The 16,540-nt window shown below is 29.3% G+C and carries 19 protein-coding genes and 2 riboswitches; of the genes, 2 read left to right on the forward strand and 17 right to left on the reverse strand.

The genetic code is table 11. The features are described 5' to 3' along the window. Positions 1-233 precede the first annotated feature (233 nt). Positions 234-626 carry a secondary thiamine-phosphate synthase enzyme YjbQ gene (locus OW730_RS17745; protein WP_271225388.1) on the forward strand — a complete coding sequence of 131 codons (393 nt, stop codon included), beginning with the start codon at positions 234-236 and terminating at the stop codon, positions 624-626. Between the two features lie 44 nt (positions 627-670). Here OW730_RS17745 and OW730_RS17750 read toward each other — a convergent pair whose 3' ends face one another. The 12 genes from OW730_RS17750 to OW730_RS17805 all read right to left on the reverse strand — a co-directional run bounded on the left by OW730_RS17750 (position 671) and on the right by OW730_RS17805 (position 10,000). Then, a complete protein-coding gene (locus OW730_RS17750; RefSeq protein ID WP_271225389.1) occupies positions 671-1,144 on the reverse strand; it encodes a DUF5673 domain-containing protein in 474 nt (157 codons plus the stop codon). 118 nt (positions 1,145-1,262) lie between these two features. After that, positions 1,263-1,769 carry a DUF1097 domain-containing protein gene (locus tag OW730_RS17755; RefSeq protein ID WP_271225390.1) on the reverse strand — a complete coding sequence of 169 codons (507 nt, stop codon included), beginning with the start codon at positions 1,767-1,769 and terminating at the stop codon, positions 1,263-1,265. A gap of 287 nt (positions 1,770-2,056) precedes the next feature. Further along, a complete protein-coding gene (locus tag OW730_RS17760) occupies positions 2,057-2,668 on the reverse strand; it encodes a class I SAM-dependent methyltransferase (protein WP_271225391.1) in 612 nt (203 codons plus the stop codon). A gap of 137 nt (positions 2,669-2,805) precedes the next feature. After that, positions 2,806-4,017, reverse strand: a complete 1,212-nt coding sequence (locus OW730_RS17765; protein ID WP_271225392.1) for a hypothetical protein — start codon at positions 4,015-4,017, stop codon at positions 2,806-2,808. 155 nt (positions 4,018-4,172) lie between these two features. Continuing rightward, positions 4,173-4,715 (reverse strand): GNAT family N-acetyltransferase, encoded by a 543-nt coding sequence (locus OW730_RS17770; protein ID WP_271225393.1) that lies wholly within the window; start codon positions 4,713-4,715, stop codon positions 4,173-4,175. A 118-nt stretch (positions 4,716-4,833) separates the two neighbouring features. Continuing rightward, complete coding sequence (locus tag OW730_RS17775) at positions 4,834-5,220, reverse strand: desulfoferrodoxin (RefSeq protein ID WP_271225394.1); 387 nt, start codon at positions 5,218-5,220, stop codon at positions 4,834-4,836. Positions 5,221-5,332: 112 nt separating this feature from the next. After that, the gene (locus OW730_RS17780; RefSeq protein WP_271225395.1) at positions 5,333-5,971 is read right to left on the reverse strand and encodes a thiamine phosphate synthase; all 639 of its coding nucleotides are present in this window, start codon (positions 5,969-5,971) and stop codon (positions 5,333-5,335) included. Next, the gene (gene thiH, locus OW730_RS17785) at positions 5,971-7,083 is read right to left on the reverse strand and encodes a 2-iminoacetate synthase ThiH (protein ID WP_271225396.1); all 1,113 of its coding nucleotides are present in this window, start codon (positions 7,081-7,083) and stop codon (positions 5,971-5,973) included. The genes OW730_RS17780 and thiH overlap by 1 nt, the downstream gene beginning before the upstream one ends. Beyond that, on the reverse strand, positions 7,073-7,867 hold the full coding sequence (locus OW730_RS17790; protein ID WP_271225397.1) for a thiazole synthase: 795 nt from the start codon (positions 7,865-7,867) through the stop codon (positions 7,073-7,075). Before OW730_RS17790 ends, thiH begins: the two co-directional genes overlap by 11 nt. Positions 7,868-7,869: 2 nt before the next feature. Then, complete coding sequence (gene thiF, locus OW730_RS17795; RefSeq protein ID WP_271225398.1) at positions 7,870-8,706, reverse strand: sulfur carrier protein ThiS adenylyltransferase ThiF; 837 nt, start codon at positions 8,704-8,706, stop codon at positions 7,870-7,872. Continuing rightward, positions 8,707-8,898: a sulfur carrier protein ThiS gene (thiS, locus tag OW730_RS17800; RefSeq protein WP_271229592.1), complete on the reverse strand. Its 192-nt coding sequence runs from the start codon at positions 8,896-8,898 to the stop codon at positions 8,707-8,709. Between the two features lie 42 nt (positions 8,899-8,940). Next, positions 8,941-9,048: riboswitch (TPP riboswitch) on the reverse strand. A 69-nt stretch (positions 9,049-9,117) separates the two neighbouring features. After that, a riboswitch (TPP riboswitch) is annotated at positions 9,118-9,216 on the reverse strand. A gap of 91 nt (positions 9,217-9,307) precedes the next feature. Next, positions 9,308-10,000 (reverse strand): hypothetical protein, encoded by a 693-nt coding sequence (locus OW730_RS17805; RefSeq protein WP_271225399.1) that lies wholly within the window; start codon positions 9,998-10,000, stop codon positions 9,308-9,310. 200 nt (positions 10,001-10,200) lie between these two features. Here OW730_RS17805 and yfcE point away from each other — a divergent pair, with 200 nt between their 5' ends. Next, complete coding sequence (gene yfcE / locus OW730_RS17810) at positions 10,201-10,743, forward strand: phosphodiesterase (RefSeq protein WP_271225400.1); 543 nt, start codon at positions 10,201-10,203, stop codon at positions 10,741-10,743. Positions 10,744-11,037: 294 nt separating this feature from the next. Here the strand turns inward: yfcE and argC are convergent, their stop codons facing one another. The 5 genes from argC to OW730_RS17835 all read right to left on the reverse strand — a co-directional run bounded on the left by argC (position 11,038) and on the right by OW730_RS17835 (position 16,525). Then, on the reverse strand, positions 11,038-12,075 hold the full coding sequence (argC, locus tag OW730_RS17815; protein ID WP_271225401.1) for an N-acetyl-gamma-glutamyl-phosphate reductase: 1,038 nt from the start codon (positions 12,073-12,075) through the stop codon (positions 11,038-11,040). Between the two features lie 29 nt (positions 12,076-12,104). Beyond that, positions 12,105-13,073, reverse strand: coding sequence for a phospho-N-acetylmuramoyl-pentapeptide-transferase (gene mraY / locus OW730_RS17820; RefSeq protein ID WP_271225402.1), 969 nt, complete (start codon positions 13,071-13,073; stop codon positions 12,105-12,107). A 168-nt stretch (positions 13,074-13,241) separates the two neighbouring features. Beyond that, positions 13,242-14,153 carry a type II secretion system F family protein gene (locus OW730_RS17825; protein ID WP_271225403.1) on the reverse strand — a complete coding sequence of 304 codons (912 nt, stop codon included), beginning with the start codon at positions 14,151-14,153 and terminating at the stop codon, positions 13,242-13,244. Between the two features lie 3 nt (positions 14,154-14,156). Continuing rightward, positions 14,157-15,014, reverse strand: coding sequence for a type II secretion system F family protein (locus OW730_RS17830; protein ID WP_271225404.1), 858 nt, complete (start codon positions 15,012-15,014; stop codon positions 14,157-14,159). A 116-nt stretch (positions 15,015-15,130) separates the two neighbouring features. Next, complete coding sequence (locus OW730_RS17835; protein WP_271225405.1) at positions 15,131-16,525, reverse strand: CpaF family protein; 1,395 nt, start codon at positions 16,523-16,525, stop codon at positions 15,131-15,133. Positions 16,526-16,540 lie beyond the last annotated feature (15 nt).

The raw sequence follows: 16,540 nt of genomic DNA on the forward strand, positions 1-16,540 counted from the left end.
CTCATAATAATACTATTCTATCATAATTTAGAATTTATTCCCATAAACAATTAAATACTGCCACTTATAATGATTTCACGGCAGTCTCTTTACTTAACTCCTAGTAAGCAGTGGTAATTTAAATCATCAAATAAGTTTTAAATTAATAAATTTATATAATATAATAATTGTATACAATTATATTAAGTCAGTGAAACCATATTCTCATAATATTAAAATTCGGAGGTATTTAAATGCTTTTTAAGAAACACGTTTCATCTATGGAAAGAAATCAAATGATAGATATAACGAAACTAGTACGTGATTGCATAAAAGAAAGTAATACAAAGAATGGAATTGCTATCGTATTTTGCCCACACACAACAGGGGCAATTACTATCAATGAAAATTGTGATAGAGATGTTCAAATTGATATGATTACACATCTGGAAAAAGTCTTTCCAAACAGTAGAGAATTCATGCATTTTGAAGGAAATTCAGACTCCCATCTAAAATCTACTACTGTTGGAGCAAGTGAGAATATTATTATCCATAATGGTGATTTACTTTTAGGTACTTGGCAAGGAATTTATTTCTGTGAATTTGATGGTCCACGAGAAAGAACTTTCTATGTAAAAGTGCAATAACTAAATAAAAAAGTAAGATGCAGTTGAGACTACATCTTACTTTCTTATTTCTTATATTGTTTTATTATTTTAATAAGTTCTCCAACTGAATCATACTCAACAATAACAACGGCATTCATCTTTATTCCTGATTTGTCAATTCTAATGATTAACTTATTTCCATTCCAGTTAAATGATTCTACATCTTTCCACTCAGTAATTATTTGGTTAACTAAAATCCCTTTATCATTTATTCTAAAAGCATTATGTTCAAAATAAACAAACGAACATAAATAGAATATGATTGTTAAATTCATAACTGTATAAGTATTTAATCCAAAACTGTTTATTGTCATTATAAATCTTATAATCATAATAACTGCAAAAACACCAAATATATATTTATTCTTACTCTTTGTCTTAACCTTACCAGTAAAAACACTATCTCCAAAGTCTTTTCTTCCTTTTATATTTTTAATTGTAATAATTAATGCAGCAATTAGAATTAGTATCGAAAAAATTTCCAAAAAATTATTCATAGTTTCCTCCTTCGTTAATATAAATTTCATTGTATACCAGTGCTTTTTTATTGTCAATTTACTTATTAAAAAATCATAAAGATGCATTACAGCTTCTTTATGATTTTAAAAATTTATATTATACTGCTTTATCGATAACCATTTCTTCTTTTGGCTCATATCTCATTATTTTTAATATTACATCTGTCAATATTTCTGAAGCAAATCCAGCAAATGAACCACATGCTAAAGAAATAATTGTTATTGGGAAGTCCATCCCAGAAGCAATAAATGCTGACCACCCTAAGAATGCTGCAGGAATAAATGAAACTAAAGAAACTTTAGATAATAATATTATTCCACATGCACCAAGTCCATTAGTAGCTGATATAGCCCCTGTCTCACCTATGAAAGGAATCAATGGACCTGCAGCAAATGAAGTCACTATTCCCCAACATGTCCCACTCCAATTTGCAATTAAAGCTTTCTTTACACCTTTCATTCCATTACCACCTGCTGCAAAGAAACTTGACCAAGCTATGAAACCAGCAACAGTACTTAATCCCAACATAAAACTTCCAACTGTCCAAGCAAAACCTATAATTCCACTACTAATACCTATCGCTAATAGTTTTTTCATATCCATATTTTTGTTCCTCCCACTATCTTTTTTAACCTTGCCAACGTTCGCACACTATGCATATTAACACAAAAAATTTGGAATTAAAAAATCCCTATACACATCCGATAATTTGAATTATGTATAGGGACGAAAATATTCGTGTTATCACCCTATGCTACAGCATTGAATACTGTATGCTATGTACCGGTAGCAAACCGTATAATCAATAATTTATTATTAAAATTACGTCCTATATTATTTTATAAATTTTTTTATGATTTTTCAAGTATATTTTACAAAAAACCTACTTTTTATAATGATTTTTTTTCTGAAACTAATATAAAATAGCCTGATTTTTTATTCTCTACTACACAATTTCCAAATAAGGCTTCAAGCTTTTCTCTAGAACTTGGAGCACCTTGTTTTTTTTGTATAACTACATATATTTTACCACCCTCATTTAAATGCTCAGCTGCCCCTTCATAAATAGCATGCACAACATCTTTTCCAGCTCTAATTGGAGGGTTTGTTATTATATAATCATATTTATCTGTAACACTCTCTAATTTATCAGATTTAAATACTTCTACTCTATCTCCTACACCATTAGCTTCAGCATTCTCAGCAGCTAATTCCATAGCTCTTTCATTAACATCTACCATTGTAACATTTATCTCTGGATAAAACTTTGCAAAAGTCACTCCAAATGTACCATATCCACACCCTACATCTAGAAGCTTACCTTTTATATCCTTATTATTATCTAAGAATGTTTTAATAAGTAAATCTGATCCAAAATCAACTTTTGTCTTTGAAAAAACCGCATTACTACTAGTTAATTTTATTTTTTCGCCATTAATATAATAATCTAATGTCTGCTTTTTATGTTCTGTACTTGAAGTACTACTAAAATAATGTTCCACACTCTTCACCATAACTTTCTATATTATGTAATGCTAAAATAAATAATGCTCATAATTATTTATGAGCATTACTTCTACTATAGTATAAATTAAATAGAATATTAATTCAAGTTTATACGAATCTAGTTTTACTTAATTCAAAAACTCTTTATTTCACCTTTAACGATCTTTCCATTATATTCAACAAATGCTTGATAATATATTACCCCTTTATCAATATTCTTTACAGATTGTATAAAATACTCTTCGTTAGTATTATCATAATATGATTTTTTAACTAATTTTTCTTTACTATACCCCCAATAAAAACCATACTTAGAATTGATTATTGATTTCTTATTTTCACATTTACCAATAAATAAAACAGTATTCTCTTCATATCCCTTTAAAGCATTAACAGTGATAACCTTAATTATTTCTTGTTTACCAATGCTGAACATAAATAAGCTGCCTTTAATTATTTCATCTTCATATTCAATAAATGCCTGATAATAATATATCTTTCCATTTTCAAACTCCTCTAATTCATAGTCCATATAACCATTATGCTTGCTTTCTTTTTTCAGTGAGATTTTTTTAGTAAGATTATTTTTATCATTTCCAATAAGGAATCCATAATCACATACAGCATCATTTTCAATATCATTAAACATGCCACTTATTATTACGGTATCACTATGTGTATATCTAAATCCAAATGTACTAACACTTTTTTCTTGGAAAGTATTAAACTTCGAATTCCAATTTTTACTGAAATTATTATTCCATTGCTTATTACAATTACTATTATGAAGGTTTAATTTATTTTGATTAAACTTTTTAATAAATTCCTGAATATTAACTTCTCCTTTTGTCCCTTTATGAAACCAGGATACTTTACCTTTAACAATTTTATTTTCATATTCAATAAACGCCTGATAATAATAAGTTTTACCTAGTTCAAAATCATCTATTTTATACTCCATAAAACCATTTTCTCTATCTTGTTTTTTTAATGAGATTTTTTTAGTAATTTTGTCTTTATCATTTCCAATTAAAAATCCATAATCACACACTTCATCATTATCAATATCATTAAACATACCACTTATTATTGCTTTATTATCCCTTGTAAACCTATTTCCTAATGTATTAACAGTCTCACTATCACAATCATTGTCCCAATAATTATTACAGTTATTAGACATATTTTGATTAAGATTCTTCTTCATTAGTTCAATTTCTCTTTTTATCTTTTTAAAATCAATTTCATTATTTTCTTTAGTGTTATCTGCATAAGCATTAATTGATGTTAAAAATAATAACAGTATTATGCTTACTAAAACGCCCTTTTTAAATAACTTTTTCATTTATTTCCCCTCCTTAAATTAACTATAATTTACATTATATCTATATAATCACAATTATATCACATTTAAAGTTATGCTAGTTACAAATCACATATACTTTTTACTAAAAATCCTCGTAGAGGATTTTCTCAACGAGGATTTACTTTCTATTATAATTATTTATTTTTCCATTCATGCTCTAAGATAGCATATTCATAGGAATCGTTCCATATAGGCTCTCCTTGTGGAGTCTTCTTGAACCAAACATTTTGAAGCATACACCCTTCTCTTCTCAATGATAATCTCTCTAATACCTTCCATGAAGCAATATTCTTAACATTAGCATGTGCCATAATTCTGTGTGCTCCTTTATCTTCAAATCCGTATTTAAGTATACGTTTAGAAGCTTCAGTTGCATACCCCTTACCATAGAACTTAGGATTAAATACATATCCTATTTCCCATGTATTAAATTCCTCTGGTTCATTGAAAGCGAAAAATATATGTCCAATCATCTTATTATCACCTTTTAAACATACCGCCCAAAAACAACTCTTTTCTCCTGCTTCTGCTCTACCTTTTGAAGCTTCCTTACACTCTTCTTCACTATAAGTATAGTATGGTTCGTACTCTACCACTTCTGGTAGTGATAAGTATTCGTATAAATCTTTCCAATCATCTGGCTTAAATCGTCTTATAATAAGTCTTTCTGTTTCCATCTTTAATCCCCTTTAACTTTCAGTATTTCCACTCTTGACTTCTATATTATAACATAATTGGTTATTATATAAAATAACACTACTCCGTTTTTTATTACAGAGAGTAGTATTTTTTAAATTATAAAGTTTCTTCCCAAAGCCCGTGTAGATTACAATATTCTCTTGCTACTACTTTATCAGCTTTTTCCACCTTGAATGTTACTTCTGGAGTACCGTTATAAGTAAATTCTTTTCTGTAAACTCTGCTGCCAACTATTAATTCAACCCATTGAATATAATGTTTCTCCATCATAGGATGATTTTGATTTTCTCCAATTCTTACTTTATATCCATCTTCAATTTCTTCAATATATGGTACATGTTTTTCAACAGATGTATCTGCAGTTTTAGCTTCTAAAAGTTCCATGTTCTCACCACAGCATACCATGGGAGCACCATTTCCCTTAATTACCTCAACAATGTTTCCACACCTATTACATCTGTAAATTTCTAAATTTTTAGTCATTTTAACTCCTCCATTCAATAAAATAATAAATTATAATCTTTAAGGTTAATCTTATAGAATATTCATGTTAAATATTCTCATTATTAGTAATTATACTCTTATTATTTATATTCTACATGTCATTTAAAAGACCTTTTCTTGAGTTAAATTCTATCTCCTTAACTGCCGACATTACTGCAAATCCATCCACTATATAATTATTAAGTAACTTAAGGTAGTTACTCTTATTAATCCCACCAAGAGCTATCACCTTTGGAACATTCTTTTTATTGATATTATATATTTCATAAAATTCATCTATCATCTTTGCTAACCCGGTAACCCCTAAAGTTTTCACAGCATCTTTACAGGATGGTTGAAATACTGGAGAAATCAAGGCATAATCAGGAGAAATCTTTTCTGACAATTTAATTTCTTCCACACTATGGACTGAAACCCCTATTTCCCCCAAATCACTTAAATCCACCTTGTCATCTATAACCTTACTCATATTTATAACATTAAAATGAAAACCATCAACTTTAAGTTTCTGAAGTTCTTTAGTTGGATATGCATTTATAATCAGTTTAAAATTATACTGTTTTTTAAGAAGGTTCAATTGGGCGCAAATATATTTTATATCTGATAATCTATCATATCCTCGTATTATAACCATATTTACTCCATTTTTAATACCTTCAATTTGCCACTTTATCGTTGAATTTATATCTTCTCTATGATCTGTAATAGAAACAAATATTTTTTTCTTCATTAAAGCAACATCCAATCTTTAAGTACTGGTTGGTATCCAACTCTTTCTATCATCTTGATAACATCTTCAACTGATGACTCATCTGATATTTCAAATTGCTTATCACTACTCTTATTTACTTTATGCCCACCAACTTCTGTAGATACTCCCGCTGACATTTTATTTACTCCAATAGGAATGAGATTCTCCCTCATACTCTTTGATTCCCTTGTTGATATATTAATAGAACAATGTGGTAAAAATAACTTCAGTGCAGCTAGAATTTGTACAAAATCTCTATCATTAGTTTCGTAATATTTATAACTTAACTTCTCTGTTGAAGATATACCTTTTATTCTTGGAAGTGATATCCCTATCTCAACTTCCGGAAACTTCTCTGAAATATACTTTGCGTGTAATCCAACTTTAAAAATTTCAATTCGCCAATCATTTAATCCTATTAGTGCCCCTATGTTTATTGTTCTAACGCCTGCTGAACATGCTCTTTCTGGTGTATCTAACCTATATAAGTAATCACGTTTAGGTCCTTTAATATGAACACTTTCATATATTTCCCTATCATATGTTTCTTGATAAATTGTAACACCATCAATCCCAGCACCAACAAGTTGAACGTATTCGTCAGTATCCATTGGATACACTTCTAAAACCACAGACTGAAAGTAATCTCTTAAAATTTGAACTGAATCTTTAATATATTCTACAGGAGAATGAATTTTTGATTCACCAGTCAAGAGCAAAACATGCTTTATTCCCGTCTTACATACTTCTTCTGCCTCTTCTCTTATCTCATCTAGGGTCAATTTATTTCTCATTATGGAATTGTTACAATTAAAACTACAGTATAAACAACGATTGACGCAATAATTTGAAATATATAATGGAGTATACAAAGTGATTGCTTTACCAAAATGTTTCAATGAATTTCTTCTAGAATTTTGAGCAATTTCTTCGATATATTTTGCTCCTTCTGGAGACAGCAACTGCAGAAACTCTTTTTCATTTATCTGATCTTTATTTAAAATATTTATTATATCATTACTGCTTACTTGTTCTATTTCTTGTAATATTTTTTTATCATCTAATCTGTCTAATACTTTACTAAAACTCATTGTTCTCTCCTAAAAAACCTGTTAAAGGTGATGATGCTTCTGCACGGCTTAACACTCTTCCTAATTTTGCTTCATATGCTAGTCTTCCAGCTTCTACTGCCATAGCAAAAGCTTTTCCCATTTTTACAGGATTCTCTGATGTTGCTATTGCTGTGTTCACTAACACTGCATCCGCTCCCATTTCCATTGCATATGCAGCCTCTGAAGGTTTTCCTATTCCAGCGTCAACAATAATAGGTATATTAATTTCATCAATAATAATCTTTATCATCTCTTCTGTTCTAATACCTCTATTTGACCCAATTGGTGATCCTAATGGCATAACAGTAGCTGCTCCAGCATCAACTAATCTTTTTGCATCCATTAAATCTGGACTCATATATGGCAATACCACAAAACCTTCTTTTGCTAATGTTTCTGTTGCTTTTATAGTCTCCATATTATCAGGTAAAAGATACTTATTATCTCTAACCACTTCAATTTTAACCCAGTCTCCACACCCCATTGCACGAGCTAACCTAGCAATTCTTATTGCCTCCTCTGCTGTTCTTGCACCTGATGTGTTAGGTAATAATTGTATTTCTTTAGGTATATAATTTAAAATATTATGTTCTTTAGAATCTAAATCAACTCGTCTTAGCGCCATAGTTATTACCTCTGACCCGCTACTTTCTATAACGCTAGGAATAATAGACTTTGATGGGAACTTACCACTTCCAATAAATAATCTACTATTCAATTCTCTTCCACCTATTATTAATTTTCCACTCTTGTTTATACTCATTATTAAACCTCCAGTTCATTCATTAATATTCTTAATACGCAGTTTGACTGATGCGACGCTACAATTCCTACCCTTGGTGCCATTAATCCATCAAATTCTTTAGCTTCACTTACTAAATCTCCAGTTAAATAAAATCTGTCACTTATTTTTTTAGTTTTTATTGTATTTGAACTATAATATCCAGCCATCCCTGATGCAGCAACTATGTGTTTATTTGTATTCATCAATACCCAATTTGTCAATTCTGCTTTACACACAGGATTATCGAAGGCTTCAACAATAATGTCACAAGATTTAAAACAAGATTCAAAATTTGATATATCCAAACGAATATCATAGTTCACCACATTTATGTACGGATTAATTTTATTTAAAATTTCTTTAGTACAATCTGTTTTCTTCATACCTATATGATCGATAAAATAATTTTGTCTATTTAAATTAGTAGGATCAATAACATCAAAATCACAAATAATTAAGTTTCCTACCCCTACTCTTGCAAGCTGCATAGCTATATTGGATCCAAGTCCTCCCAAACCAGCTATTCCAACAGTAGCATTCTTTAGTTTTTCATGAACACTAGGCGAATGCCTAGCTTTTAAAAACATTTCCATTTCTTCTTTTGATGGAACTTCACCTTTTTTAAGCATATAAATTTCATCGCCATTTTTCACTTCTGTTTCCCATGTAACAAGACATCCATTTTTAATCAAAATATCACATGTCATTAATTTTTGATTATTAGTTTTTAGTATAAGTTCTTTCATTTTTATATTTGTAGAGGACTTAATATCAAGTTCATTTAAGGAATATAAAACATCATTAATTCTAATTTCCATTTAACCCCCTCCAATAAACCCAACTATTTCAATCTTTTCACGTCCATCTAACATTAACTCTCCATAAAGTTCTTTCGAAATAATCTTCTCATCAACTTCCACAACAACTTGATCTACTACAAGATTAAGCTCTGTTATAAGATCTTTTAATAAAATATTCGAGTAATCCCTTTCTTTTCCATTAATTACCATCACTTACATCTCCTTCCATTTATAAATATTAAAAGCACACCCATTTGAGTGTGCTAAATATTCCTACGCTGGCATTATCCAAACAGGTTCATTGGGTCAGTACTTATAGTCCTTTCTCAGCCGGTAACACCAGCTCCCCTAATTATTTAATTGTTAAAGTATTTAATGACAAAATAAAAACCTGCCATAAGGCAGGTTGAATTATTCACATTATTAATATAAATAATATCCAAGCTTCCCTACGTTAGTACTAACTAAATCAGGTTATAAGGGTCAGGATTATTATCCCTCTCAGCAAATGCACCCCTAGCTACTTTAATTTTCATATTTTAATTAATCTTTACAACATCATGTTATATCAAATCATAGTTTATGTCAAGATTTGATTACAATATTCACTAAACTTTAATCATTTACCTAGTACATGTTCCAAATTAATAATTTTAATATTATTGTGATCTTCTAAAGCAAATTTAAAAGTACGAGAAAATCCTGATCCACTCCATAATTCACTATCTGATATGTATGTTCTCGTTAATGTTATATTCTTCTTTTCTTTCCCCTTTAATACAACTTCTCCTAAAAGTATTTTATCTTTCATATGTTCGTTTAAGGGTAATAAGCATATGTTAAATCTTACTTCTTCTTTACTTAAATTCTCTAGCATAAACTCACCATTCAATAATATTGGCTTCTCATAATTTTTTTTACTATAATTAACATTAGATTTATGTTTATAACAATATATGCTATCAACCCCTGTGCTGCATCCTTTAATTATTCTTATTGTTCCGTCATTTACTAGTATTACAGTAGCTATGATAATTATTACTGTTAAGAATGTGTGTTTATGAAAAAATTCATGAACATGATTTCCATATTTAGCAATCATAACATATCCAATAAAAAATATTATTATTCTTACAATTGCTGAATAATGAGTTCCACCATGTATCCCTCTACTCCATACTGGAATTTTCATCATTTCTAATAATCTATCTATATATGGTACATTACTATTATTACTGCTACAAATAGAAAGAATTGAAAATGCCACAAGCCACAATCCTAGATACCCTTTTAATACCCCTTTTCTTATCAACCATTTATCCCCCTTAATACAAATCTCTAGTTGAATTTTATTTATCTTAATAAACTAATCTACATAATTATATTTCTATTTGATATTTATATAAAATATGCTGATATTATAATATTTCTTAATTACTCTTGTTATAAATTATTCCATATGATATGTTTATTTTGTTATACTAACAATCTAAAATACAAGGAGAGATTAATATGAAATTATTCTTTATATCTGATATTCATGGTTCTTTATATTATTTAAATAAAGCAATAGAAGCTTTCAATATGGAAAAAGCTGATCATATAGTAATTTTAGGAGATGCACTATATCACGGTCCTAGAAACCCTCTTCCTAAAGATTATAATCCTAAAGAAGTTGCCTCAGTTCTAAATTCTCTTAAAGAAAAAATTATTGCTGTAAAAGGAAATTGTGATAGCGAAGTAGATCAGATGGTTATTGAGTATCCAATGATGGCTGATTATTCTTTTATCTTATATAATAATAAAAGATTGTTTTTAACTCACGGACATACATTTAATAAGAATAACCCGCCAAAGCTTGCAAATAATGATGTCTTAATCCACGGTCATACTCATATCCCAGTGGCTGAAAAGACAAATGATTTTTATATAATAAATCCAGGTTCCATTTCTCTACCTAAAGAGAATAACCCTAATACATATGGTGTTTTAGAAAATGATAAATTTGAAATAAAAGATTTCCAAGGAAATATTGTTAAGTCTATAACCCTTTAAAAGAAATGTATAATTGAAAATGGATAATGTATAATGATGGATGCTTCTCACTTACGTGAGAAGCTACATTTTATTATTCTTTAGGACAAGAGATTTTTACTCATTTTACCTGCGATAAAATATTGTATTTCATTTACAATGTTTCATTACAAATGAAACGAGTAAAACCTCATTTTCCAAGGGACAATAAGATTAAAATTTCTCGGAGAGAAATGTCAATCATTCTCCATTATACATTATCAATTCTACATTAATGTTTTTCTGAAGTTTTTAACTATGTTTTTTATTGCATTACTATATACAAATAGGCACAAAATCAAGTCCTGTACATTCGTCAAAGCCATTCATTATATTCATATTTTGAATAGCTTGTCCGGCTGCTCCTTTAATCAAATTATCTATTGCTGCTACTACAATTAATTTATTATTCTCTTTATTTACTTCAAAATTTATATGACACATATTTGAGTTTTTAACCCATTTTGTCTCAACATAAATACCCTTGTCTAATATCTGAATAAATTCTTTATCCCCATAATATTTTAGGTAGATATCTTTAATATGGTCATATTCTAAATCACTTGCCAGTTGTGTATATGCTGTTATTAGCAGCCCTCTTTGCATAGGAATTATATGCGGAGTAAATGTTAAGTTTATATTTTTATTTAGAAATAACTCTACTCCTCTTTTTACTTCAAGACTATGAGGATGATTGTTAATTTTGTATGCCTTAACAGACTCATTTCCTTCCACAAAATGCGTTCCTAATGTTAGGGTTCTCCCTCCTCCAGACAAACCACATTTTCCATCCACTATAATATCTGAAGTAATTATATTCTCTTTCAATAATGGTAATAATGACAGTTGAATTGCGGTTGCATAACAACCAGGGTTTGCCAGATACTTTGTATTCTTTATTTTTTCAACATTCCATTCGCTAAGTCCATACTCAAAACAATCACACAATTCCATTGATTTATGTTCTTTTCCATAGTATTTTCTATATTCTTCTTGGTTCATGAACCTATAATCTACGCCAATATCGATTATCTTAATATCCTTCATCATATCCTCTGTCAGGTTTTCCATTAGCACTCCATAAGGCAGTGCTGAAAACAATAAATCTATATCCTCAGTAACGGTATCCCAGTTTAAATCCTCACAAATACACTCATTAAGTCCAACAAAATTTCTATATGAATAACTATATCTTTCACCTTGATATGCCTTAGATATTATTTTTCTTATTTTTACTTCTTTATGATTTGAAAGCAACCTGATTAACTCTTCTCCTGCATATCCTGTGGCTCCTAATATTCCTATATTCAACATTTGTGTCACCTCATTTCATTAATTTTTCTTTATATTCCTAAGTATCCCACAATACATAATACCAATGTAATTGTCCAAAAAACATGAACTATCTTAGTTTCATTCCAACCACATTTCTCTAGATGATGATGATATGGTGCAATTTTAAATACTCTCTTTCCTGTTAATCTTAATGAAGATAATTGAATTATCACAGTAATCGTTTCCCACAAACATACTGCAATAACAATAATAATCCACAATGGAACATTTAATTCAATCATAAAAATTCCTATTGCTCCTCCTAGAAATAAAGACCCCGTATCACCAATAAATATTTTAGCTGGATACTTATTAAATAACAGTGCTCCTATACATGTTGCTTGCACCATCAATGAACTATAAAGTACCCCTGTATTTTTTACCTTCCATGAAATTAAGGCTATAAATGCTAATACTATCATTCCAATCCCTAACATTAATCCATCTAATCCATCTGTGATGTTAACACTATTAGTTGTTCCAATTAACAAAACTAATATAAAAAAACAGTACATTATTATATTCACTTCAATGCCTTTATTTATAAAAGGAACTGCCACTGTACTATGAAACTCCTTTGTGAAAATCAAAAATATTACATAAAATAAGCTTATTAAAGTCAAACCAATAAATTTCTCTTTTGGAGTAACACCATCTCTTATTTTTTTAATTTTAATGTAATCATCAATAAAACCCATTACCCCAAATAATATAATAAAAATATTAAACCATAATATTTCCTTATTGATCAAATAGTAAACTATAATCATTATGAAAAAGATAATATTCATAACAATCCCCCCCATTGTAGGAGTGTTTAATTTATTTTTATGTAATTCTCTTATACAAGATTTCTTAATTATGTCAGATGATTTATTCCTTCTTAATATTTTATTATCATTCACTAACCTTATAAAATAATTTAGTCCTACAACTGTACACAATATTGTAGTTAAATAAATAGTTATACCTTTCATACTTCCCCCTAAATTAAATCCACTTAATTATTACCTTAATTTATCATATTATTAATATTATACCATGTTAGTGTGGTTTAAAATACACCTATGATATTTACCGTCTTGTAAATAAAAATAGAAGGTTATTCTCTTTTAACTACAAGACTAACCTTCTATTTATTAATATTATTTCATAAATTCATTTATTAATTGAATTACTGCTGGTCCCAGTAAAACTATAAATATACTAGGAAAGATAAAAAGCACAAGTGGAAATAATATTTTAATTGGAGCTTTCATAGCTTCTTCCTCTGCCCTTTGCTTTCTTTTTTCTCTTTCTTCCTGAGATTTTATACGTAGAATTTTTACTATACTTATTCCAAGCTTTTCTGCCTGAAGTATGTTATTAATTAATGATTTTATTTCATCAAACTCAAGACGTTCCTTAACCCCAGATAATGCCTCTTTTCTAGTTTTACCTAATCTCATCTCTTCAAGACAAATATGAAATTCTGAAGGTAAAACCCCAACCTTCTTAGAAATCACCTTATTTAGAGCACCATCAAAACCTAAACCCGCTTCAAGACATACAGTTAAAATATCAAGAAAATCTGGAAGTTCTTTCAAAGCTTCCTTGTATCTTTGTCTAATTTTTTGATTAACATAATAAGTAGGTATAATAATTGAAAAGATAAATCCAATTACCCCAAGAATAATAACACCATTAATACTGAATTTGAGCAGTTTACCATACATACCAAATAATACAGGTAATAATAAGTTTAAAGTTATTTTTAATGCATGAAATTCAATGGGGCTCATTCCAAAAGGATTTCCCGCTTGAAGAAGTTTTTTATCTAAAACCTGCTCCTTTTTTGAAGAAATCTTTTCACCAAAATACCCTTTTGTCTTTATTCTTAATCGAAGTATTATTCTTTGGGAGAGGGGTTCATTTTCTTCTTCTCTTTTAATAATAACCTTTTCAGTATTAACAAACTCATCAATTCTTTTTTGTGTTTTAAATCTAGGTTCAAAAATTTTTAAAACTATATAAAATAAAAATAAAGTAACAGTTAATAAGAAGAAACTAACTAACATACATTACACCTCAATTTTAGTCAACTTGTGAATTAATATAAATCCGACAACTCCAGATGTAACCCCAATTGATATCATAATTATTCCTAGGGTATTCTGAAATAAACTTTGCATATATTCTGGATTAATTAAATAAATCATAAATCCTAGTATAACAGGAAGAGAACCTATTACTCTTCCCGATAACCTACCTTGGGATGTTAAAGTTTGAACCTGTCGTTGAATCCTAATTCTCTCTCTTATAGTTATAACAATTGTCTCTAAGACCCCTGCTAAATTTCCTCCAACTTGTCGTTGAATTAAAACAGCCTGTATCATAATTTCAAGATCATTACTTGGCATTCTTGCACTTAAATTATTTAAGGCATCCTCCATAGTGACCCCATAACTCATTTCTTTTAATAATATTTTAACTTCTTCTCTAATAGGAGATTCACATTCCTCAGCAACAACTTTTAAAGCCTGAGGGAAACTATATCCCGACCTTAAAGAACCTATTATAGTTGTTATCATATCTGGCAGACCTTCATTAAACTTAGTTATTCTAATTTTGATTCTTCTTTTAATCCAAATTTCAGGTGCTGTATATCCTATGATTCCACCAAGAATTAAAAATATTAAATTATTTGATAAAAAATATAAGCTTCCACCCATAATTGTTGCTAAAAGCCATTTTATCATTATATATTCTTCAGGGTTCAAATGAACTCCAGCACTTCTAATCATCTGTTCAGTTTTTTCTTGTTTGATATTGGATAGTTTGTCCCTAATAATTTCATTTAATCTTTTTAAACTACTTTTATTAACATGAATCTTTTCTTTTTTATTTATAGCTTTTTTATTCCTTTTATCTATTTCCAAATAGTAGTCTATTCTTCTTTCTATTCTCCTATCAGATAAAATAAAATAATAAAATACTGAAACAATCAGTAAAAAACAAAATAAAAAGAAGAACAATAAAATAATCCCTTTAATAACTACCACTCCTCTAGCTTAAATATTGAATCAGGAATATGTATACCTGAGGATTCAAGTCTGTCATAAAATTTTGGACGGATTCCAGTTGAAACCATAGCCCCTATAATTTTGCCATTTTTATCAATACCCTGTTGTTTATAAGTAAAGATATCCTGAAGAACTACTATATCTCCTTCAAGTCCTTGTACCTCAGTTATATTGACAATTTTTCTTGAGCCATCTTTTAGTCTTGCTTGTTGAACTATCAAATCAATCGCCCCTGCAATTTGTTGACGTATTGCTTTAATGGGAAGTTCCATCCCTGCCATTAAAACCATAGTTTCAAGACGTGTTATCATATCTCTAGGACTATTTGCATGTCCTGTTGCTAGAGATCCATCATGACCTGTATTCATTGCCTGAAGCATGTCCAGAGCTTCACCACCACGAACCTCTCCAATTACAATTCTTTCTGGTCTCATTCTAAGAGAGTTTCTAACAAGATCCCTTATCTTAACTGCACCTTTACCTTCAATATTTGGTGGCCTTGATTCTAATGAAACTACATGATCCTGCGATAGTTGCAACTCAGCAGCATCCTCTATAGTTATTATTCTTTCATCATCAGGGATAAATGAAGATAACACATTTAAGGTTGTAGTTTTCCCTGATCCTGTACCACCACTTATGAAAATATTTAACTTTGCCTTAACACATGCATCAATAAATACTGCCATATCTCTTGTTAATGTGCCAAAGTTTATTAAATTTTCAACAGTCAATGGATCTTTAGCAAATTTTCTAATTGTTATGGTTGGTCCATTTAATGCAAGAGGTGGAATTATTGCATTAACTCTTGAACCATCTGGAAGACGTGCATCAACCATAGGACTACTCTCATCAATTCTTCTACCAAGAGGTGATACAATTTTTTCAATAACCTGCATTACATGTTCATCATCTCTAAACTGCACATCAGTTAATTGAATTTTACCATTCCGCTCTACATATACTTTATCTGGACCATTTACCATAACCTCACTAACTTCAATGTCGTTTAAAAGTGGATTTATAGGACCAAATCCTGTTAAATCATTAATAAGTTCTTGAACTACTCTATGTCTGTCAATATCAGCAAATTGTTCTCCATCTTTTTTTATAATCTCAAAAGCTATTGAATCAATTTTAGGGATTAGTTCATCAACTTCCTCATCTTTAAATTCGTCCATTATTCTTTTTTGAAGCTTATTTTTTAATTCTTGTTCTTTTCCAGTAGGAGTATAGAATATTTTCTTCGCTGATTTACTTTTAATATCTGCCTTTTGAACTACTACCTTTTTCTTACTCTTATTTTCACTTAATATGTTATCATCATCATTATTCTTTACTTTATTTATTCTATCAAGCAGCCCCATATTTCCACTCCTTCA

It is taken from the genome of Oceanirhabdus sp. W0125-5, assembly GCF_027938815.1.
In the GTDB taxonomy this organism is placed as follows: Bacteria; Bacillota; Clostridia; order Clostridiales; family Clostridiaceae; genus Oceanirhabdus.

Coding starts and splice junctions, on each gene's coding strand:
- OW730_RS17825 (WP_271225403.1), bottom strand. CDS start 14,153: ATGTTAGTTAGTTTCTTCTTATTAACTGTTACTTTATTTTTATTTTAT.
- OW730_RS17790 (WP_271225397.1), bottom strand. CDS start 7,867: ATGAGTATAAACAAGAGTGGAAAATTAATAATAGGTGGAAGAGAATTG.
- OW730_RS17750 (WP_271225389.1), bottom strand. CDS start 1,144: ATGAATAATTTTTTGGAAATTTTTTCGATACTAATTCTAATTGCTGCA.
- OW730_RS17765 (WP_271225392.1), bottom strand. CDS start 4,017: ATGAAAAAGTTATTTAAAAAGGGCGTTTTAGTAAGCATAATACTGTTA.
- OW730_RS17745 (WP_271225388.1), top strand. CDS start 234: ATGCTTTTTAAGAAACACGTTTCATCTATGGAAAGAAATCAAATGATA.
- argC (WP_271225401.1), bottom strand. CDS start 12,075: ATGTTGAATATAGGAATATTAGGAGCCACAGGATATGCAGGAGAAGAG.
- thiS (WP_271229592.1), bottom strand. CDS start 8,898: ATGGTAATTAATGGAAAAGAAAGGGATTACTCGAATATTTTATTAAAA.
- thiH (WP_271225396.1), bottom strand. CDS start 7,083: ATGAGTTTTAGTAAAGTATTAGACAGATTAGATGATAAAAAAATATTA.
- OW730_RS17780 (WP_271225395.1), bottom strand. CDS start 5,971: ATGAAGAAAAAAATATTTGTTTCTATTACAGATCATAGAGAAGATATA.
- mraY (WP_271225402.1), bottom strand. CDS start 13,073: ATGAAAGGTATAACTATTTATTTAACTACAATATTGTGTACAGTTGTA.
- thiF (WP_271225398.1), bottom strand. CDS start 8,706: ATGGAAATTAGAATTAATGATGTTTTATATTCCTTAAATGAACTTGAT.
- OW730_RS17755 (WP_271225390.1), bottom strand. CDS start 1,769: ATGGATATGAAAAAACTATTAGCGATAGGTATTAGTAGTGGAATTATA.
- OW730_RS17770 (WP_271225393.1), bottom strand. CDS start 4,715: ATGGAAACAGAAAGACTTATTATAAGACGATTTAAGCCAGATGATTGG.
- OW730_RS17775 (WP_271225394.1), bottom strand. CDS start 5,220: ATGACTAAAAATTTAGAAATTTACAGATGTAATAGGTGTGGAAACATT.
- OW730_RS17835 (WP_271225405.1), bottom strand. CDS start 16,525: ATGGGGCTGCTTGATAGAATAAATAAAGTAAAGAATAATGATGATGAT.
- yfcE (WP_271225400.1), top strand. CDS start 10,201: ATGAAATTATTCTTTATATCTGATATTCATGGTTCTTTATATTATTTA.